The sequence below is a fragment of the Paraburkholderia sp. RL17-337-BIB-A genome (assembly GCF_046025895.1).
Taxonomy (GTDB): domain Bacteria; phylum Pseudomonadota; class Gammaproteobacteria; order Burkholderiales; family Burkholderiaceae; genus Paraburkholderia; species Paraburkholderia fungorum_C.
The window spans coordinates 1,196,178-1,217,666 of the sequence record NZ_JARESY010000002.1; the positions used below are offsets into that span (position 1 = coordinate 1,196,178).

The 21,489-nt window shown below is 68.1% G+C and carries 9 protein-coding genes; 4 read left to right on the forward strand and 5 right to left on the reverse strand.

What is annotated here, in order from left to right:
- Nucleotides 1-275 precede the first annotated feature (275 nt).
- Nucleotides 276-995, forward strand: coding sequence for a response regulator transcription factor (locus tag P0D84_RS26325; RefSeq protein ID WP_408346013.1), 720 nt, complete (start codon nucleotides 276-278; stop codon nucleotides 993-995).
- A 437-nt stretch (nucleotides 996-1,432) separates the two neighbouring features.
- Here P0D84_RS26325 and P0D84_RS26330 read toward each other — a convergent pair whose 3' ends face one another.
- The 4 genes from P0D84_RS26330 to P0D84_RS26345 all read right to left on the reverse strand — a co-directional run bounded on the left by P0D84_RS26330 (nucleotide 1,433) and on the right by P0D84_RS26345 (nucleotide 5,837).
- The gene (locus P0D84_RS26330; protein ID WP_408341584.1) at nucleotides 1,433-2,803 is read right to left on the reverse strand and encodes a short-chain fatty acid transporter; all 1,371 of its coding nucleotides are present in this window, start codon (nucleotides 2,801-2,803) and stop codon (nucleotides 1,433-1,435) included.
- Nucleotides 2,804-2,870: 67 nt separating this feature from the next.
- Entirely contained in the window at nucleotides 2,871-3,662 is a 792-nt protein-coding gene (locus P0D84_RS26335; protein WP_408341585.1) for an amidohydrolase family protein, read from the reverse strand.
- A 73-nt stretch (nucleotides 3,663-3,735) separates the two neighbouring features.
- On the reverse strand, nucleotides 3,736-4,953 hold the full coding sequence (locus P0D84_RS26340; protein WP_408341586.1) for a CaiB/BaiF CoA transferase family protein: 1,218 nt from the start codon (nucleotides 4,951-4,953) through the stop codon (nucleotides 3,736-3,738).
- On the reverse strand, nucleotides 4,950-5,837 hold the full coding sequence (locus P0D84_RS26345) for an HpcH/HpaI aldolase/citrate lyase family protein (protein ID WP_408341587.1): 888 nt from the start codon (nucleotides 5,835-5,837) through the stop codon (nucleotides 4,950-4,952). The genes P0D84_RS26340 and P0D84_RS26345 overlap by 4 nt, the downstream gene beginning before the upstream one ends.
- A gap of 84 nt (nucleotides 5,838-5,921) precedes the next feature.
- Between P0D84_RS26345 and P0D84_RS26350 the strand changes: the two genes are divergently transcribed.
- Nucleotides 5,922-6,848, forward strand: coding sequence for a LysR family transcriptional regulator (locus P0D84_RS26350; RefSeq protein WP_408341588.1), 927 nt, complete (start codon nucleotides 5,922-5,924; stop codon nucleotides 6,846-6,848).
- 324 nt (nucleotides 6,849-7,172) lie between these two features.
- Here P0D84_RS26350 and P0D84_RS26355 read toward each other — a convergent pair whose 3' ends face one another.
- Nucleotides 7,173-7,409: an MDR/zinc-dependent alcohol dehydrogenase-like family protein gene (locus P0D84_RS26355; protein ID WP_408341589.1), complete on the reverse strand. Its 237-nt coding sequence runs from the start codon at nucleotides 7,407-7,409 to the stop codon at nucleotides 7,173-7,175.
- Between P0D84_RS26355 and P0D84_RS26360 the strand changes: the two genes are divergently transcribed.
- Both P0D84_RS26360 and P0D84_RS26365 read left to right on the forward strand, forming a co-directional pair.
- Entirely contained in the window at nucleotides 7,408-8,733 is a 1,326-nt protein-coding gene (locus P0D84_RS26360) for an autotransporter strand-loop-strand O-heptosyltransferase (protein ID WP_408341590.1), read from the forward strand. The genes P0D84_RS26355 and P0D84_RS26360 overlap by 2 nt on opposite strands.
- Nucleotides 8,734-8,861: 128 nt before the next feature.
- Complete coding sequence (locus P0D84_RS26365; RefSeq protein ID WP_408341591.1) at nucleotides 8,862-21,452, forward strand: AIDA repeat-containing protein; 12,591 nt, start codon at nucleotides 8,862-8,864, stop codon at nucleotides 21,450-21,452.
- Nucleotides 21,453-21,489: the final 37 nt, after the last annotated feature.

Consider the following 21,489-nt stretch of genomic DNA (forward strand, 5'->3'; position numbering starts at 1 on the left):
TGACGACTGGGGCCAGGGCGGAGATTTTACAGGATGAAAACCATTCGTTTCGGGAAGTGCTTAATTGGATTGGAAAAAGTTCCCCGAAATCTGTCCTTTCGATGGCGCCAGGACGGCGAGGGCGCACGTCGTGCGAGCTGCAGCCGTCGAGTGTAGGAATGCCGCGCGCACCTGTCGGAGCGGAGCGATTGGGGAGCAAATTAGGAATGCTCCTATGGGATGACTGGGGCGTCCCTCTGAGAATCGCGTCCGAGCTATCAGTTAAGAGTTATCCCATGCGCATTGCCATCCTTCAGCGTGACCCCGTCATGCGTCAATCGATCGAAAAGGTCCTCATGAACGCCAACCATACGTGTATGGTCTACGACGATGGTCTGACCATGTCGAAAGCGCTCGCCCGTTCCACCGTGGATCTGCTGGTGCTGGACTGGCAAGGCACACGCCTGTCCGGCGCCGAGGTGCTGCGCTCGGTGCGCGCGGTCGGTGGCGACCGGCTGCCGGTCATGTTTGCTTCGGCGGAGACCTCGGAGGAGAGCGTGGTGCGCGCCTTCGCCAGCGGGGCGGACGAATATGTGACGCTGCCGCTGCGGCCGGGCGAGTTCCGCGAACGCGTGGCGGCGTTGCTGCGCCGCGCCTATCCGGACCGTTTTAGCGTCGCGAGTTTCGATGTCGGCCCTTACCGTTTCGACACGCATCGCCAGCTCGTCATGCTGCGCGGTCAGCCGGTGCAGCTCTCGGGTACGCAATACCGGTTGGCGTCGTTGTTCTTTTCCAATATCGGCCGCGTGTTGTCGCGCGACCATATCTTCGCGATGGTATGGGGCCGCGAGTTCCGCGAGTTCACCCGCACGATCGACAGCCACGTGTCGCGCCTGCGTCTGCTGCTAGAGATCGAGCCGCAAAACGACTTCCGGCTGCAGCCCGTTTACAAGAGCGGCTATCGCTTGCTGCATCTGCGGCAAGGCGAAGAGGGCATGCAAAAGCAGGCGGCCTGAGCGCGGCAACGGGCACACGAACCGGATATTGTCGAGCAGCTGCGCTGCCCAGCCGCTCTTTCCTCTCCTTTAGAAGCCGGAGACCCGTTTCCTGGTCTCCGCGAACGGCCCCTCGATCACAGATTGCCGGCTAGCCGACAAGCGCACGCGCTGATTCCGTGCGTTTGGCTGCACGCCTTCATGCCAGCCTTCATACAAACCTTCACCCACGAGCCGCACGGCTCGGTCCGATTTTCCCCTCGGCTAGTGCGCAGCGCTGCCGACGCCGATGCGTTTAGACGCGCAGTCGGACACGCGACGTCGACCAGCGGCGGTCACGAACTCGAAGGCTGCCTCGAGCAGCGCTCGCGACGTCTCGAGAAATTCGCCGGTGCACAGAACCGGGCCGGGTGTGAGTCCGTGGGACGATTGGAATGAGTCGGTCATGCGAAACGAGATCAAACGAGAACCAGAAACGCGACGCCATAGACCACTGCGCCGAGCAGAAACGTCATCATGGTAAAGCCCAGCACGCGCTGCACGCCGACGCCGGCCATGGCGACCACGGGCGCGGCCCAGAACGGCTGCATCATGTTGGAGACCTGCTCGCCGACCGCCACCGCCATCGAGGTCGCCGCGGTGGACGAATGCAGGGCGACGGCCGCGGGAATCACGAACGGACCTTGCACCGCCCAGTGTCCGCCGCCGCTCGGCACCAGGAAGGTGACGAGCAGCGAGCACACATAGCTCCAGAACGGCAGCGTATGTGTATTGGAGATCGCAATGAAGAAGTTCGCGATTACGCCCGGCAGGCCGGTCGCGGCCATCATGCCCATCACGCCGCCGTAGAGCGGATATTGCAGCGTCATGGAGCCGGCCTGGCGCGCGGCGTTCTTGACCGCGTTGCCGTAGGCGAGCGGATAGCCATGCAGGAGCACGCCGAGAATGAACATGACGAAGATCACCGCATTCACGCCGGAGAAGGCGCCGATGTGTTTGAACTGCGCGAGTACGAACAGCGAGATGCCGCCCGCGCCGATCGCGAGGCTACCGATACGCGAGTATTCAAGACGTTTTGCAAACGACAGGGTCCGCGGTCTGGCCGGCGGGATTGGGTCCGGATTCTTCGCCAGATCAAGGATGATCGCATCGCTGTCGCGCGGCTTCATCAGCGCGAGGACAACCGGCGTGGCAACCAGCATGACGAATGCCGGCACCAGGTTGAACGTCGTGAACACGGTTTCGCTGAACGGCAGCACATGGCCGGTCAGTTTCTCGACGACATTCATCGGACTGCCGTGCGTGGCTTGCGCCAGCACGATGGTGCTCGACAAGCCGCCGGCCTGCACCACCCAGCCGGAAAAACCGGCCGCCACGATCCACGCGAAGTCCACCGGCATGCGCTTGGCGACTTCGCGTGCGAGCAGCGCACTCACCACGAGACCGAGCCCCCAGTTGAAAAACGATGCGAAGGCCACCAGCAGGAACGTCAGCGTGGCTGCCTGAACCGGCGTGCGCGCGAGGCCGACAACCGACTTGAACGCGCGCTGCACGGGCGGCGCGTGAGCGAACGCATGACCGGTGACGAGTACGAGAATGATCTGGAAGCCAAACGTCAGGATATCGAAGAAACCGCTGTACCATCCCACGACGATATGTTCGAACGACGCCTGCGGAGCGAACAGTGCGGACAGCGCCGCCACCAGCAGGGTGATCAGTACAGCGAGCACGAACGGATCGGGAATGATACGTTCGAACAGATCGATGGTCATCTCCGCGAAACTGTGCCGGGCGGGCGTGACCGCCAGCTCTCCTGCTTTTGATTTCATGTCTCCACCTCTTTGTTATGACGACCCGCCGTGCGCGTCGCGTTGTATGTGCTGTCTTTAAACCGGTCTATGCCGGGAATCCATAGAGCCGCGCCGGGTTGTCGACAAGAATGCGTTGTCTGACGCGGGCATCCGGCGCCCAGCGCGAGAGCAGATCGAACAGTCTGCCGGTATCCGGCTTGACGGAAACCGGCGAATGCGGCCAGTCGCTGCCCCATACGAGGCGCTCGGGCGCGGCGGAGATCCAGCTGCGCGCAATCGGATCGAGATCGGCATAACCGCCGGCATCGCCGAGCTGTGAATCCAGATACGCGCCGGATAACTTGACCCACGCGCGCTCGCGCTCGACCAGACCGCGCATGATGTCGAAGGCCGGATGCCGCGTGCCTTCCGGCAGCGGCAGGCGCCCCAGATGATCGAAGACAATCGGTGCCGTGAGCCGTTCGAGCATGTCGCGGTGCGCGACCACCTGATCGGCGGTCCAGTGCAACTGCACGTGCCAGCCGTAGCGGCTGATGCGCTTTGCAAGCGGCTCGAGCATGTCGGAATCGACAACGGCGAATTCCGGCCGGTACAACGTGAAGCGGATGCCGCGAATCCCGCCCGCATGCAAGGACTGCAGTTCGTCTTCGCTGACGTCGGCACGGATCACGGCGATACCGCGCGTGCGCTCGGGGCCGAGACGTTGGATTGCGTCGAGCGTGATGCGGTTGTCGGTCGCGTAGTTGCGCGGCGTGACGACAACGGTGCGCGTCAATCCCAGACGCGCCTGCACGCGCTGGTAGTCGTCCACTGTCGCATCGCGTTCCACGCGCTCATCGGGGCCGACATGCGCAAAACGCAGGTCGTAGATGTGCATGTGCGAGTCGCAGATACAAGCGGGGGTATCGGTGGGGGCAGCGTCGAGGTGCATATTGGTTTGGGGGCGCGAATCAGCGATGGTTGTCGTCCGTCGACGCAGCGGCATCTGTTGCATCACGCCGAAGCGCCGCCCGCACGTCGTCCGTGTGTTCGCCGAGCGCGGGCGCCGCGAACGGCTCCGGTCCAGGGGTACGCGTGAATTTGATGGCGCGCGCGAAGCCGCGATAGCGGCCGGCACGCGTGTGCTCGAACTCCGCGATCATCTGTTCGCTTTGTACCTGAGGTTCGTCGAACATGTCTTCGAGGCGGCGCGCCGTCGCACACGGGACTTCTTCGCCGAAACTCGCTTCCCATTCAAGCGCGCTGCGCGCCTGCAGGGCCGCGCGCAGTTGTGGCACGATTTCGGCCGCGTGTTGCGAGCGTTTGCGTACCGTGTCGTACTTCTCGTTGTCCGCGAGTTCGGGCAGGCCGATCTTGTCGCACAGTGCGCGCCAGAAATGCGGTGTGTTGGCGGACAGATATAGATAGCCGTCGCGTGTCGGATGAATGCCGGTCACGCCGCCGGCCCGCATTTCACGGCCGATCTCGCGAGGCTCGCCTTCCGCCCAGACCATGCGCGCCGATTGCATCGTCAATGCGGCGCGCAGGAGCGACACGCCGACGTACTGGCCGACACCGCTGCGCTCACGTTCGTAGAGCGCGGACGCGACACCGCCCGCGACCAGCGAGGCCGCATAGTAGTCGACCACCGAGCCGTAGACGATCTCCGGCGGCCCGTCGGGCTTGCCCTGGAAGTGGCACATACCGGTCATCGTCTGCAGTACCTGATCGTAGCCGGCTTTCTGCGCCAGCGGCCCGCTCTCGCCATAACCGCTCACGGCACAATAGATGAGGCGCGGATTCAGCGCGCGCAGCGTTTCATAGTCGATGCCGAGCCGTGGTGCAACGCCCGGCCGGAAGTTGTGTACCAGCACGTCCGCATCATGCACGAGTTCGAGCAGCGTCTGCAGATCGTCCGCCTGCTTCAGATCGAGCACCACGCCGAGCTTGCTGCGATTGATGCCGACAAAGGCGCGGCTTTCCGCTTCGAGCGTCGACGGATAGTGGCGCAGCGTATCGCCGATCGGCGGTTCGATCTTCACGACCTCCGCGCCCTGGTCGGCGAGCAAGGTGCAGCCATAGGGCGCTGCAATGTAGGCGCTCAGATCGAGCACGCGGATGCCCGACAGTGGGCCGGCGGCGCCGGTGCGCCCACGCGGCAGGGCGGTGCGATTGGCGGATTCGCTCATTGCGCAGGTTCCGTTTCAGCAGGGATCAGGCCGAGCCGCCGTGCCGACGCGACGATGGCTTCGGCGCGCATCACGAACGGCGGGTCGATCATTTTTCCGTCGACGACGTAGGCGCCTACGCCATCTTCATGGGCACGCCGCGCGGCTTCGACGACTTTCAGCGAATGCGCAATCTGCTCATCCGTAGGACGGAACGCGGCGTTGGCGAGCGCGATCTGGCTCGGATGAATGCAACTCTTGCCCAGATAACCCAGGTCGCGTGACAGCGCGGCCTCGGCGTTGAAGCCTTCAACATCCGCGATGTCGGCGAACGAGGAATCGAGCGCGTACACATTGGCTTCGGCGGCGGCCATCCGCACGGTGAACATCGCCTGGCGCACAAATACCCGGTCGTCGCGCGCAATGCCGAGCGGTTCGAACAGATCCGCGAGCCCGAGTTGCAGGCCGGCGACACGCGGGTCGGCACAGGCCAGTTCGTTCGCGATGCGCAGCGACTTCGGCGTTTCGATGTTCAGCAGCAAGCCGATCGGCTGGCGCACGCCATGACGTTGCTCGACGCGTGCGATCGCGGCGGCCACGGCACGGACCTGCTCGGCGCTGTCGGGTTTGGGCAGATTGATGAGATCGACGCCGGGCCACACGATCGCGTCGAGATCGTCGCCGAACCACGGCGTGTCGAACGCATTGACGCGCACGATGATGGTCTTGTCCGACACGAGCAGCGCGTCGCTTCGCAGTAGCGCCTGCAATTCCACGCGGGCGCGCGGTTTGGCGGCGGGCGCGACGGCATCTTCAAGATCGAATGAGAGACCGTCGGCGGCGCTGGCCAATGCCTTCGGGAACAATTCGGGACGTGACCCGGGAACGAAGAGTTTGCTTTTCATGCAGCCAGTTTCGCGCCGATGAATGAAAAGATAAACTGGCAAAATGTTCCTTTAATCGAAAGTTTTTCTTTTCTCTCGATACGCATGGATACCCAGTTTCTCGCCAATTTTCTGCTCGTGGTCGATACGGGCTCGTTCGCCGAAGCCGCGCGGCGGCTCGATCTGACCTCAGCGGCGATCGCCCAGCAGATGCGCACGCTGGAGCGTGAGCTGAACGTGAAACTGCTGGCGCGCTCGGGAAGGACGGTGCGCCCCACCGAGGCCGGCTATCGCCTGGTGGAGCGCTCGCGCGATTTGCTGCAAGACCTTGTGGACCTGACGATGCATGTCAACGCCGAGCCGTCGGTGGGTGAACTGCGGCTGGGCACGATCAACACCGCCTTGCACAGCATCGTTCCCGACATGATGGCGCTGTTTGCGACCCGCTATCCGCAAGTCAACGTGACTATCCGCTTCGATACGTCGATGGCCTTGTACCGTTCGGTGCAGGCGGGGGAGCTCGATGCGGCGGTGTGTCTGCATCCGCCGTTTGCGCTGACCAAGAACTTCGCCTGGGAGCAGTTGCGCGAGGAGCCGCTGGTCGTGCTCGTTCCCATGTGCTGGAGCTCGCGCGATGCGCACGAACTGCTGCGTAATGAACCGCTGATCCGCTACGACCGCACCCTTGGCGGCGGCAGACAGGCGGACCGCTATCTGCGCCGCCACGATATCGTGCCGCGTGAGCGCTTCGAGCTCAATTCGCTGGTCGCCATCGCGATGATGGTCGAGCGGTGTCTCGGGGTGTCACTGATGCCCGATACGGCCTCGCCCTTGACCGCGAGTCTGAAGGTGGCACGCATCGCCTTGCCGGACGAAGCGGAGAAGCGCCGCTTCGGGATCATCTGGCCACGCAGCTCGGCGCGGCTTCATATCGTGGAAGGATTGATCGCCGCGGCCAATGAAGTGATGGAAGCCATCAAAACGTCTGAAACTCGTCCGGCGGCCCATCATTCCTTGCCGCGCGCGCGTTGAGCGTTTCGATGTGGTTCGTCGATGCAATGACGCGCGATATCGAAGTGCCTGAAAACGCCGGAATACGGCAAAACCCTACCAATGGATAATGACGCAAAGGTTTGCGCGGCCCGATTATATTGAGGTAAGATTTTCTGCATCACGCCAATAACCGGCTGACGCGCCGGCGCGATTAATAACCAGGATGCAGCGAAACCCGTCAAGCGCCCGCGTGCCTCGCTCGTGCGCTTTCGCAACCCTTGCAGGCTGTGCCTGGCCACGCAAGGCCAATAGAAGAACAGCGGCCCGGGAAAAAAATATTTCTACAAATAAGGCCTCAAGTTTTTAAAATCGCAACCGATTACGCGAGCGTATAGCATCGCCATGCGTTTTTAACTGCCAATTAGAAGCAACAAAAGTCTTTAATTCACCATTGCCGCGACTTGTCATCCGGCTGAAAATCTCGGGAGCCGTGTAAGCTGCCAGCCAGTCAGTAATAGTCGACCCAACTGGAGCAATACCCGTGTGTTTGGTCTCCGATCGCATCGGCGTCCGGTTTTCATCCAGTTCTGTCCGATTCATGACTGCTTCGATTCCCCACAACATCCTTGCTGTGCCGGCTGACGAGAGCGCGTCCGCCTCCGCGTCGGCCGTTCACCTCGTGTCCGCGGGCGCGCCGTCCAAGCCGCCATTCCCGCCGCCGGCGCGCGTGCCCACGCAGGAAGCGCTGCACGGCGTGCGCTTCGACTTCAACGACGGCTGCCGCGTGGTGCTGCCTCAAGGTGAATGGCATGTCGTGCTGCGCGACTACGAGACCGACAACGTGCTGTTTGAGACCGACATCGGCGAGGGCGTGGTGGCGAGCGCGAAGAAGTATTTCGTGCCGATCGAAGTGCAGATCCAGCAGCGCGGCAAGCAGGCCGACGCCGCCTTCATCCATCGCTTCGACGCGAAGGACCGCGAGGTGCTGATTCAATTTCCGGTCGGCACGCTGGGCGATCTGATGGGCTGGTTTCCGTACGCGGTGAAGTTCCAGCGCAAGCACGGCTGCCGCCTCACCTGCGCGATGTCGGCGCTGATCGCGCCGCTGTTTCGCCGCGCGTATCCCGAGATCGAATTCGTCACGCACGAAGAGGTCCTGCCCGAGCGCTATTACGCGACCTACAACGTCGGCCTCTTCTTCGACGATACGAACCACGTATTCCAGCCGTGCGACTTTCGTCACGTCGGACTGCATCGTACGGCGGGTCACATTCTCGGTGTCGATCCGGCGGAGATGAAGCCCGCGATCGTGCTCGAGGACGAGAGCCGTCCGATCGAGGAGCGCTACGTCTGCATCGCTGTGCAAAGCTCGACGCAGTGCAAGTACTGGAATCATCCGACCGGCTGGCGTGAGATCGTCACGTTCCTCAAGGAACAGGGCTATCGCGTGATCTGCATCGACCAGAAGGCGACGCACGGTTCAGGCCTCGTGTGGAATCACATTCCGCACGGCGCCGAGGATCAGACCGGCGACCACCCGCTCGAGGAGCGCGCGCGCTGGCTGCGTCACGCGGACTTCTTCGTCGGGCTGTCCAGTGGCCTGGCCTGGCTCGCGTGGGCGTGCGGCACGCCGGTCGCGATGATCAGCGGCTTCACGATGGAAAACAACGAATTCGACACACCGTATCGCGTGATCAATTACCACGCGTGCAACGGCTGCTGGAACGACGCGAGCCATCGCTTCGATCACAAGGACTTCTTCTGGTGTCCGCGCCACAAGGACACGCCGCGTCAGTTCGAATGCACGCGGCTCATCACGCCCGAGCAGGTGAAGCGCACCTTGCGGCGCATTCCCGGCTTCGGCGCGCACGCCGCACAGCCAGACGGCGCCGCTGCCACGCCTTCGACATCGTTGGTGCATTGATGCGCTGACGCACCGCCGTACCCCAAAAAAAGCAATTTCCGCCAGTTCAGAAAGGCGGATACCACGAGAGATCGTCGTTCCCTCGCGCCACGCGTGCGCGAGGGTACGACACAACCGCACGTTCCCACATGAAGCCGATCACTTTTCGCCGTAAATTCTGCCTCCACGTCTTCGGTAGCCGCAGAAGCCGCGTTTCGCGCCTGCTCGCGGGCCTGTTCTCGCTCGTCGGCATGCACGCGCTCATCGCGACGCCCGCGGCCGCCTTCACCGCGAACGTCACGAGCGGCGTGACCGTCTCCAACGAGTCGGTGACGAGCGGGCAGCAAAACGTGAACGCCTTTGGCCACACCACCGACATCACGGTCAGCGACGGCGGCGTGCAGAACGTTATGTCGTCGGGCACGACGTTGCGGACCACGGTGAACAATTCCGGGCTGCAGATCGTCGCCGGCTCCGCTACCTCGACGACGATCAACGCGGGCGGCAGCCAGACGGTGGTCGGCAACGGTTTCGCGCCGGCGATCCTCGCGGGCGGCGGCCAGACGCTGGCCGGCAACGTGAATGTCGCGCTAGTGCCCGTTGCCGGCGGCACGGCGACCTTGTCGACGGTGTATGGCACGCAGACCGTGAGCTCGGGCGGCATCGCCACCTCGTCGACGATCGAAAGCGGCGGCGTGCAGGACGTACTCTTCCTCGGCACCGCCTCGGCTACCTCGGTCACGAATGGCGGCACCCAGGACGTCGCATACGGCGGCCGTGCCGTCGGCGTGACGGTCGCGGCGGGCGGCAGCGCGGTGATCGAGGCCGGTGCGACGGTCACCGGCCTCGCGCTTTCGTCGGGCTCGGTGCTCTCGGCGACCACCTCGGGCACGATCTCCGGTACCAACGCGGACGGTTCCGCACTCAGCGTGACCGGCGGTGTCGCCACGAACGTCATGCTGACCAGCGGCAGCGAACTCGACGTGCTGTCCGCCGAAAGGTCGAGCGGCACGGTCGTGAGCGCGGGCGGCACGGAAGTCGTGAGCACGGGCGGCGTCACCTCCGGCACGCAAGTGCTGGGCGGCGGCACGCAAGTCGTGAGCACGGGCGGCCTCACGTCCAGCACGCAGGTGCTCGGCGGCACGCAGAACGTCAGCGGCGGCATCGCGGTCGCGTCGCTCGTGACGAGCGGCGGCGTGCAGAACATCAACGGCGGCCTGGCGTCCTACGCGAACGTGACGAGCGGCGCCAGGCAGACCGTGGCGGGCTTCGGCGCGGCCAACTCGGCCGCAGTCAGCTCGGGCGGCACGCAGACCGTCTCGGCCACCGGCACGGCCAACGGGACCTCGGTCGGCTACGGCGGCAGCGAAATCGTCGCGGGCGGCACGGCCAACTCGACCACGGTCAATTCAGGCGGCGGCGTCACCGTCTCGAGCGGCGGCGTGCTAAACAACGCGAACATCAACAACGGCGCGTCTGCCAACGTTCTCGCCGGCGGCAGCGCGTCGGGCTCGGTGCTGAGCGGCACGTATCCTTACTTCGCGTCGCAGACCGTGGCGGGCGTGGAAAGCGGCACGCTGGTCGGCTACGCCTCGACGGACACGGTGCTCGCGGGCGGCGTCGCGAATGCGACGACCGTGAGCGGCACCTACGCGACACAGATCGTGAGTTCGGGCGCCGCGACCAACAGTGCGGTGGTGTCGACCGGCGGCACGGTGGACGTGCGCGCGGGCGGCAACGCCTCGGCGGCGACCATCAACTCGGGCGGCACGCTCGATATCGAATCGGGCGCGACGGCCCGCGGCGTCGTGCAGAACGCGGGCGGCGGCCTCGTTGCGACGACCTCGTCGACGGTGTTCTCGGGCACCAACACCCGGACGGACGGCACCGGCTTCTCAATCGCCGGCGGCGTCGCCGACCACGCGCAGATCGTGGGCACGGGTCATTTGAGCGTGCTCGCGAGCGGTACCGCGGTGGATACCGTGTACTCGGCGGGCGGCATTTTCGAGGTGGACGCGGGCGGCACGGCGGCCACGGTCGTGCAAGGCTCAGGCGGCCAGATCGTCACCAACACCTCGGCAACCATCATCAACGCGCAGACCAGCGCCGGCCGCGCGTTCTACGTCCAGGACAACGTGGCCTCGGGCGTGATGCTCGACGGCGGCGCGGCCAAACTCACGGTCAACAGCGGCGGCTTCGCGAGCAACACGCTGCTCGCGGCCGGCACGTTGGAGGTCGACGCGGGCGGCTCGGCGGATATCGTCGCGCAGAGCTCGGGCGGCGCGCTCATCACCAACACCTCGGCGACCATCACGAACGGGCAGAACCGCATTGGCGCTTTCACGGTATCGAACAACGTCGCCAGCAACGCCGTGCTCGAGAACGACGGCAGCCTGACGGTACTCAGCGGCGGCTCGGCCACCTCGACCACGGTCGGCATATACGGCAACACCACGGTCAACGGCGGCGGCTCGGCCACCTCCACGACGGTCGCCAACAGCGGCCGCCTCGAAGTCGACGCGGGCGGTCTCGCCGACACCGTGAACATCGCGGCAGGCGGCGCGCTCGTCACCAACACGTCGGCGACCATCGTCAACGCGTCGAACTCGATCGGCACGTTCACGATCAGCGGCAACTATGCCTCCAACGTGATCGCCGAGGACGGCGGCAAACTGACGGTGCTCGCCGGCGGCACGGCCAGCGCGACCTCGGTCGGCAGCGGCGGCAACCTCACGGTCTCCGGCGGCGTCGCTCAGGACGCGACGATCAACGCGTGGGGCACGGCCGTGGTGAGCGGCGGCACGCTCAACAACGCCGTTGTCAACAACCTGGCCACGCTCACCGCATCCGGCGGCGTGACCAACGACACGACGGTCGGCGCAGGCGGCCTCGTCTACGTGCAGGGAACGGGCGTCACCAGCAATACGCAGCTCGAAAGCGGCGGGCTTGAGCGCGTCTACGCCGGCACGGCGGTCGGCACGGTCGTCTCGGCGGGTGCGAGCGATGTGGTCTACGGCGGCCAGACCAGCGGCACCGTGATCGCGGGCGGCGCGCAGACGATCTCCGGCGGCACGACCAACAACACGGTCTTCAACAGCGGTTCGCTGACTGTTTCGGGCGGCGTCGCCTCAGGCACGCAGGCCGCGGCCGGCACAAACGTCAACGTGGTCGGCGGCACGACGGTCGGCACGGCGCTCTCGGGCGGTGCGAGCGAAACCGTGACGAGCGGCGCGGCGAGCGGCACCGTGGTCGGCAACGGCGCGACCCAGTCGATCAGTCAGTATGCCCGCGCCTCGGGCACGCAGATCCAGAGCGGTGGCGTCGAAAACGTGAGCGGTGCGAGCGTCGGCGCGGTGGTATCGGCGGGCGGCAGCCAGACCGTCAACGGCAGCGCGGCCAGCACGACCTCGGCGACGGTTCTCGCCGGCGGCACGGTCACGCTCGCCAACAGCGCGTCGGCCAGCGGCTTGCAGCTCGACGGCGGCGCGCTGCGCGTCTCGGCAGGGACGTCGGCGTCGCACACCGGCGTTTCGTCGGGCGGCAGTCTGTCGATTCTCGCCGGCGGCTCGGGCAGCTTGAACTCGGTCGGCTCGGGCGGCACCGAAATCGTGGCAAACGGCGGTGTGACGACCAGCGACGCGATCTCCGGCGGCACCCAGACCGTTCAGTCGGGCGGCGTGGCCAACGCCACGAAGGTCCAGGCAGGTGGCGAACAGGACGTGCTGGTGGGCGCGCTGGCGAGCGGCACCACAGTCTCGGCGGGCGGCCTGCAGAACGTGAGCGGCGGCGTCGCGAGCGGCACCTCGGTGAGGGGCGGCACGCAGTCGGTTGTCGCGGGCGGCATCGCTTCGGGCACGACGATTTATAGCGGCGAGCAGCAGGTGAGCGCGGGCGGCCGCGCGAGCGGCAGCACGGTGCAGAACGGCGGCACGATTGCCGTTTCGTCGGGCGGCGCACTCTCGGGCGTGACGATGAACTCGGGCGGTGCGCTCACGCTGAGTGCGGGCGGCTCGGCGCTCGGCGTCAATGAACAATCCGGTGCGGTTCTCACCGCCGATACCGCCGGCCTGCTCTCGGGCACGGGCCCGAACGGCTCGTCCTTCCGCATCAGCGGCAACGTCGCGTCGGGCGTGCAGGTCATGAACGGCGGCCAGCTCACCGTGCTCGCGGGCGGCTCATCGATCGGTACCGTGGTGGGCAGTGCAGGTCAGGAAACCGTGCAGACGGGCGCCGTGACGAGCGGCGCGACCGTGCAGGCAGCCGGCCTGCAGAGCGTGGCGGCCGGCGCGCAGTCCGTCTCGGCGACGATCGCGGGCGAACAGGATGTCGACGGCAGCGCGATCGGCACGGTGGTCGCCGCGGGCGGCAATCAGTATGTGAACGCGGACGGCGTGGCGTCGGGCACGGTCGTCCAGGCGGCCGGTTCGATGACGATCTCGGCGGGCGGCTCGGCTGCCGACGCCGTGATCTCGGGCGGCACGCAAACCGTCCAGGCAGGCGCGACGGCGGCTGGCACGGTGATCCAGACGGGCGAGCAGGACGTAAACGGCTCGGCGACCGGGACGGTCGTGAGTGGCGGCGCGCAGAACGTGAACGTGAGTGGCACGGCGGCCGGCACGCAGATCTACGCGAGCGGCGCGCAGAACGTTGCAGGCGGCACGGCTACCTCGGCGGTCGTCTACTCGGGCGGCACGCAACTCGTCAGCGACAACGGCGAGGCGGGCAGTACTCAGGTGCTCTCGGGCGGCGTCGTGAGCGCGGTCGCGGGCGGCACGCTCGATGGCGCGGTGATCTCGGGCGGCGGCGTGGCGATTCTCGACGACGGTGGCGTGTCGGATTCGGCGTCGGTCCTTTCGGGAGGTACGCAGTCCGTGTTTTCGGGAGGCCAGGCCAACACGACGACCGTTGCGGGCGGCGGGCGGCTGGACGTCCAGGCGGGCGGCAGCGCAGGCTCGGCTTCGGTGGCGAGCGGCGGCACGCTGGCGGTGTCGGCGGGCGCGACGGCTGCGGACGTCAATCAGTCGGCGGGCGCAGCGCTCATCACGGACACGGGTGCGAGCGTCAGCGGTCAGAACGCCAACGGTCAGTTCTCGATTGCGAACAACGTCGCGAGCAACGTGCTCGTCGAGAACGGCGGCTCGCTGAACGTCGCTTCGGGCGGCGCGGCGAGTGGCACGCAGGTGCTTTCGGGCGGCGCGGAAAACGTCGCGCAAGGCGGCAGCACGAGCGGCACGACGGTGTTCTCGGGCGGCTCGCAAACGGTCGATGCGGGCGCTGTCGCGAGCGGCTCGGTCCTCTCGGGCGGCACGCAAAATCTTTCGGGCAGCGCGGCGGGCACCGTCGTCGCGGACGGCGGCCAGCAGACGCTGTATGCCGGCGCGAGCGCGACCAGCACGAGCGTGGGCGCGGGTGGCCAGCAGGTACTGTCCGGCGGCGTGGCGAGCGGCACCACGGTGGCCAGCGGTGGGGTGCAGGTCGTGTCGGCGGGCAGTGCGCTGGGAACGGTGCTGAGCGGCGGCATCCAGGGCGTCGGCCTTGGCGGCACGGCGAGCGGCACGCTGGTCGGCGACGGCAGCATGCAGTACGTCGTATCCGGTGGTACGGCCTCGGATACCGACGTGCAGTCGGGCGGTGGCCAGTATGTCGGCGCGGACGGCGTGGTCTCCGGTGCGCACATCGAAAGCGGCGCGGCGCAGGCTGTCGAGGTGGGCGGCGTCGCCTCGGCCAGCACGGTCGACGCGGGCGCGACCCAGGTGGTCTCGGGCGCGGTCTACGGCACGGTGCTCTCAGGCACGCAGACGCTCTACGGTTCGGCGTCGGGCACGACCGTCGCGGGCCCGGGCGCGCTGCAAACGGTGATGGCGGGCGGCTCGGCGACGGGCGGCAGCGTCGACGGCGGCGGCGTGCAGAGCATCGCAGCCGGTGGCCGCGCCGACGGCGCGACAATCGGCGCGAGCGGTACGCAGAACGTCTCCGGCGTGGCATCGGGCACGGTCGTTTCGGGCGGCGCGCAGAACATCGCGGCGGGCGGCTCGGCGAGTGGCGCGAGCTTTAATGGCGGCACGCAGACGGTGCTCGGCACGGCGACGGGCACGACGCTCGTTAGCGCGACGCAGAACGTCAGCGCGGGCGGCGCAGCGGATGCGACGGGCGTCGGCAGCGGCTCGCTGCAGACGGTCGCGAGCGCGGCCTCGGCGAGCGGCACGAACGTCGCCGCCGGCGGTCAGCAAAGTGTGCAGTCGGGCGGCTATGCGGCCACCACGACGCTTGCCTCCGGCGCGCAGCTCACGCTGCAGGGCGGCGGCACGGTCGACGGCCTCGACCAGCAGGCGGGCGCGACGCTGGTCGCGGATACGTCGGGCACGATTCTCCACGGCAGCAACACGTCGGGTGCGTTCTCGGTGCAGAACAACGTCGCCTCGGGCGTGCTGGCGGAGAACGGCGGCAGCTTCACGGTGCTTTCGGGCGGCAGCGCGTTCGGTGACTTTGTCGGCAGCGGCGGCGCGGAAACTGTCGCGGCGGGCGGCATGGCGAGCGGCACCTCGGTCAGCGGCGGCACGCAGACGGTGGCCGGCACGGCCAGCGGCACGCTCGTCGGCGCGAGCGGCACGCAGACCGTGGCGGCGGGCGGCATAGCCGATGCCACCTCGGTTGGCAACGGCGGCGCAATGCAGGTCGCGGGCGTGGCGAGCGGTACACAGATCGGCAACGGCGGAGCGCTGACAGTTGCGGCAGGTGGCGCGGCTTCGGGCAGCGTCCTCACGAGCGGCGCCACGCAGACAGTATCCTCGGGTGGCGCGGCGAGCGGTACACAGATCGGCGCGGGCGCGCTCGAAACGGTCGCCTCGGGCGGTGTTTCGCAGGACGCCACGGTGTCGAGCGGCGGCAGCCAGAGCGTCGCCTCGGGCGGCATGGCGAGCGGCACGGCCGTGTCCGGCGGCGGCATGCAAAGCGTGCAGTCGGGTGGCGTCGCGGCGGGCACGCAGGTGCTCTCGGGCGGCATCCAGGACGTCGCGGCCGGCGGCAGCGCGGTCTCGACGCTGGTCTCGGGCGGCGGCCTGCAGACCGTGCAGACAGGCGGCACGGCCATCGACACGACGGTGGCAAGCGGCGGCGTCCAGAACGTCGCGTCAGGCGGCACGGTGACCGGTACGGTGGTGAGCGCGGGCGGCGTTCAGAACGTTTCGTCGGGTGGCAACGCGGGCTCGGTGACGCTCGGCAGTGGCGGCACGCAGTATGTGTCGTCGGGCGGCGTGGCGAACAGCGCGAGCGTCACCGGCGGCGGCACGCAGATCGTCCTCGATAACGGTTCAACGAGTGGTACGGCGGTCTCCAGCGGCGGCAGCCAGCTAGTGTCGTCGGGCGGCAGTGCGACGGCTTCGGTCGTGTCGAGCGGCGGTACGCAGTCCGTGTTTTCGGGAGGCCAGGCCAACACGACGACCGTTGCGGGCGGCGGGCGGCTGGATGTCCAGACGGGCGGCAGCGCGGGCTCGGCTTCGGTGGCGAGCGGCGGCACGCTGGCGGTGTCGGCGGGCGCGACGGCCACGGACGTCAATCAGTCGGCGGGCGCAGCGCTCGTCATGGACACGGGCGCGAGCGTCAGCGGTCAGAACGCCAACGGTCAGTTCTCGATTGCGAACAACGTTGCAAGCAACGTGCTCGTCGAGAACGGCGGCTCGCTGAACGTCGCTTCGGGCGGCGCGGCGAGCGGCACGCAGGTGCTCTCGGGCGGCGCGGAAAACGTCGCGCTTGGCGGCAGCACGAGCGGCACGACAGTGTTCTCGGGCGGCTCGCAAACGGTCGATGCGGGCGCTGTCGCGAGCGGCTCGGTCCTCTCGGGCGGCATGCAAAATCTTTCGGGCAGCGCGGCGGGCACGCTCGTCGCGGGCGGCGGCCAGCAGACGCTGTATGCCGGCGCGAGCGCGACCAGCACGAGCGTGGGCGCGGGTGGCCAGCAGGTACTGTCCGGCGGCGTGGCGAGCGGCACCACGGTGGCCAGCGGTGGGGTGCAGGTCGTGTCGGCGGGCAGTGCGCTGGGAACGGTGCTGAGCGGCGGCATCCAGGGCGTCGGCCTTGGCGGCACGGCGAGCGGCACGCTGGTCGGCGACGGCAGCATGCAGTACGTCGTATCCGGTGGTACGGCCTCGGATACCGACGTGCAGTCGGGCGGTGGCCAGTATGTCGGCGCGGACGGCGTGGTCTCCGGTGCGCACATCGAAAGCGGCGCGGCGCAGGCTGTCGAGGTGGGCGGCGTCGCCTCGGCCAGCACGGTCGACGCGGGCGCGACCCAGGTGGTCTCGGGCGCGGTCTACGGCACGGTGCTCTCAGGCACGCAGACGCTCTACGGTTCGGCGTCGGGCACGACCGTCGCGGGCCCGGGCGCGCTGCAAACGGTGATGGCGGGCGGCTCGGCGACGGGCGGCAGCGTCGACGGCGGCGGCGTGCAGAGCATCGCAGCCGGTGGCCGCGCCGACGGCGCGACAATCGGCGCGAGCGGTACGCAGAACGTCTCCGGCGTGGCATCGGGCACGGTCGTTTCGGGCGGCGCGCAGAACATCGCGGCGGGCGGCTCGGCGAGTGGCGCGAGCTTTAATGGCGGCACGCAGACGGTGCTCGGCACGGCGACGGGCACGACGCTCGTTAGCGCGACGCAGAACGTCAGCGCGGGCGGCGCAGCGGATGCGACGGGCGTCGGCAGCGGCTCGCTGCAGACGGTCGCGAGCGCGGCCTCGGCGAGCGGCACGAACGTCGCCGCCGGCGGTCAGCAAAGTGTGCAGTCGGGCGGCTATGCGGCCACCACGACGCTTGCCTCCGGCGCGCAGCTCACGCTGCAGGGCGGCGGCACGGTCGACGGCCTCGACCAGCAGGCGGGCGCGACGCTGGTCGCGGATACGTCGGGCACGATTCTCCACGGCAGCAACACGTCGGGTGCGTTCTCGGTGCAGAACAACGTCGCCTCGGGCGTGCTGGCGGAGAACGGCGGCAGCTTCACGGTGCTTTCGGGCGGCAGCGCGTTCGGTGACTTTGTCGGCAGCGGCGGCGCGGAAACTGTCGCGGCGGGCGGCATGGCGAGCGGCACCTCGGTCAGCGGCGGCACGCAGACGGTGGCCGGCACGGCCAGCGGCACGCTCGTCGGCGCGAGCGGCACGCAGACCGTGGCGGCGGGCGGCATAGCCGATGCCACCTCGGTCAGCAACGGCGGTGCGCTGAACGTAGCGGGCATGGCGAGCGGCACGCTGGTCGGATCGGCGGGCACAGTCGCGGTCGGCTCAGGTGGCCAGGCACTCGCCACGGAGATCGGCAACGGCGGAGCGCTGACAGTTGCGGCAGGTGGCGCGGCTTCGGGCAGCGTCCTCACGAGCGGCGCCACGCAGACAGTATCCTCGGGTGGCGCGGCGAGCGGCACGCAGATCGGCGCGGGCGCGCTCGAAACGGTTGCCTCGGGCGGTGTTTCGCAGGACGCCACGGTGTCGAGCGGCGGCAGCCAGAGCGTCGCCTCGGGCGGCATGGCGAGCGGCACGGCCGTGTCCGGCGGCGGCTTGCAAAGCGTGCAGTCGGGTGGCGTCGCGGCGGGCACGCAGGTGCTCTCGGGCGGCACCCAGGACGTCGCGGCCGGCGGCAGCGCGGTCTCGACGCTGGTCTCGGGCGGCGGCCTGCAGACCGTGCAGACAGGCGGCACGGCCATCGACACGACGGTGGCGAGCGGCGGTGTCCAGAACGTCGCGTCAGGCGGCACGGCGACCGGCACGGTGGTGAGCGCGGGCGGCGTGCAGCACGTTTCGTCGGGCGGCAACGCGGGCTCGGTGACGCTGGGCAGCGGCGGCACGCAGTATGTGTCGTCGGGCGGCGTGGCGAGCAGTGCGAGCGTCATCGGAAGCGGCACGCAAGTCGTCCTCGATGGCGGTTCGGCGAGCGGCACGGCGGTCTCCAGCGGCGGCAGCCAGGCGGTGTCGTCGGGCGGCAGCGCGACGAGTTCGGTCGTGTCGAGCGGCGGTACGCAAACCGTAGTGTCGGGAGGCCAGGCCAGCGGCACGCAGGTGCTGAGCGGTGGCCAGATCACGGTGTCGAGCGGCGGCTCGGCGGGCAGCATCACGGTGTCGAGCGGCGGCTCGGCGACGGTCACGAGCGCGGGCAGCGCGACCATCGCGCAAGACGGGGGCGCGGCCTTCATCGGCAACACCTCGGCGACGGTGAGCGGCAGCAATGCCAACGGCGCGTTCCAGGTGTCGGGCAGCACGGCGTCGAATGTGCTGGCCGAGAACGGCGGCGCGTTCACGGTGCTTTCGGGCGGCGTCGCGAGCGGCACGCACGTGAGCGCGGGCGGCGCGGAAGTCGTCTCCTCGGGCGGTCTCGCGCGCGGTTCGCTGGTCGCGGGCGGCGCGCAGACGGTGTCGTCGGGCGGTTCGGCGGTGAGCGCGACGGTCAGCGGCACCGGCGTCCAGCAGGTCGCGGCAGGCGGGAGCGCGCAGAACACGCTGGTGTCGTCGGGCGGCACGCAAACAGTGGCGGGCACGGCGAGCGGCACGACTGTCGCGGGCGGCGCGCAGAATCTGTCGTCGGGCGGCGTGGCGCAGAACACCGTGGTTTCCAGCGGCGGTGCGCAGCATGTGAGCGCGGGCGGCCTCGCCAACTCGACGACGCTCGCCACCGGCGGCACGCAGACGCTGAATGAAGGCGGGGTCGCGAGCACGACCGTCGTCAACAGCGGCGGCACGCAGAACGTGCTGGGCGGCGGCACGGCTAACGACACCACCGTCAACGCCGGCGGCCTCCAATATGTGGACGGCGTGGTCGAAGGCTTCGCCAACAACACCGTGGTCAACAGCGGCGGCGTGCAGCAGGTCGCGTTCGGCGGCACGGCCACCGGCACGACGGTGAGCGGCGGCGGTCTGCAGGAGGTGCAGGCCGACGCCATCGCCAACCAGACGCTGCTGGCGGGCGGCACGCAAGTGGTGAGCTCGGGCGGCACGGCGAGCGCCACCACCGTCGATGCGGGCGGCGAGCAGCTCGTGCATTCGGGCAGCACGGTCTCGAACACGGTGGTCAACAGCGGCGGCACGCTGACCGGCGACGGCGACGTGGCCGGCGTGACGGTCTCGACCGGCGGTCTGGTGAAGAACCTCGCGAGCGCGAGCCTCGGTATCGTCGACAACGGCGGCACCGTACAGGTCGACACGGCCACGGCGGCCAACCTCGCCGTGAACGCGAACGGCACGCTGTTCGGTAGCGGCACGCTTACCGGCAACGCCGCGATCAACGCGGGCGGCACGCTCGCGGCGACGACGCCGGGCAGCACGCTGCACATCGCGGGCAAGCTCGCGATGAACGACGGCTCGACCTTCGTGGTCAGCGCGAACGCCGCGGGCCAGGCGGGCAGCGTGGCCGTGACGGGCGATGTCGATCTGGTTTCGAGCGGCGTCAATGGTGGCGCGAAGGTCGTCGTCAACGCCGGCCCCGACGCGTGGAAACCGAACACGACGGTCGCGATCCTGACTTACACGGGCACGCGCACCGGCGAATTCGCGGGCGTCTCTACCGACTACGCGTATCTCGCGCCGACGCTCAGCTACGCGGGCCAGGAGGTGGACCTCACGCTGAACATCGCGTCGATGTTCTGGCAGACGGGGCAGTTCTCAGGCTTCGGCCTCGTGGGCCAGAACCAGAATCAGCTGCAGGTGGCGAGCGCGCTCAACCGCATCTACGCGGCGGGCGCCGGCGGCAACGCGATCACCGACAAGCTGCTGATGGAATCGACGTCCGGCGCGCGCGCCGCGCTCTCGGAAATGGCCGGCGACGAAGCGGCGAACCTGCTGCGCGTTGCACGCCAGAACACCGAGGCGTTCCAGAACGCCGTCGGCGACCGCCTCACGTCCACCTCGATGACGCGTCCGTCGAACGATCTGTGGGCGCAGGTGCGTTATGGCCAGGCGCACAACTCGGGCGACGCCTCGCAGGGCAGCTCACCGCTCGACGTGCGCACGAGTTCGCTGACGATCGGGTACGACCGCGTGGTGCTGCGCGACGTACGCGTGGGTGTCGCCGTCGACACGGACTATAGCGACCTCGGTTTCAACGAGCCGGGTGCGAGCGGTCATGCGAACGGCTGGCAGGCGCTCATCTACGGTGCGTGGACGCCCGCGGCCCAACCGTTCTACGCGCGGGCGATGCTCGGCACGGGACGCTGGAGCAACGCGGTCAGCCGCGCGGTGGCCTTCAGCGATCTGTCCGGCGCTCCGCAGGGCAGCGTGCAGACGCAATCGACGACGGGCTATGCCGAAGGCGGCCTGAGCCTGCATCTGCGTGACGACATGACATTGCAGCCTTATCTCGGCGTGCGCTTCGGCCACTATGGCCAGGCGGGCTACGGCGAGAGCGGCGGCAACCTGTTCGACCTCGTCTATCAGGGCACGGGCCAGGCGGCGACCACCGGCGTGGCGGGCGTGCGCTATCTGTTCACGCAGCAGCGCGGCGACGGCGGCACCAACACGTGGGAAGTCGACGCGAACGTGCAGCAGCGCTTCGGCAGCGTAAGCCAGACGGTGAACGCGGCCTTCGCGAGCGCGCCGGACTACGTCTATCAGGCAGGCGGCACGCCGATCGCGCGCACGATTGGCCACTTGGGGACGGGCGGCGAATGGGCGATCGGCCGTCACGCGTCGGTGTTCGCGCGCGTCTCGGTGGACCTCGGCAATCACGAGCAGGACTACACCGGGGTCGCTGGGCTGAACTGGAAGTGGTAAGTGGGGCGCCGAGCCCCTGGAGCTGACGTGTGATCGC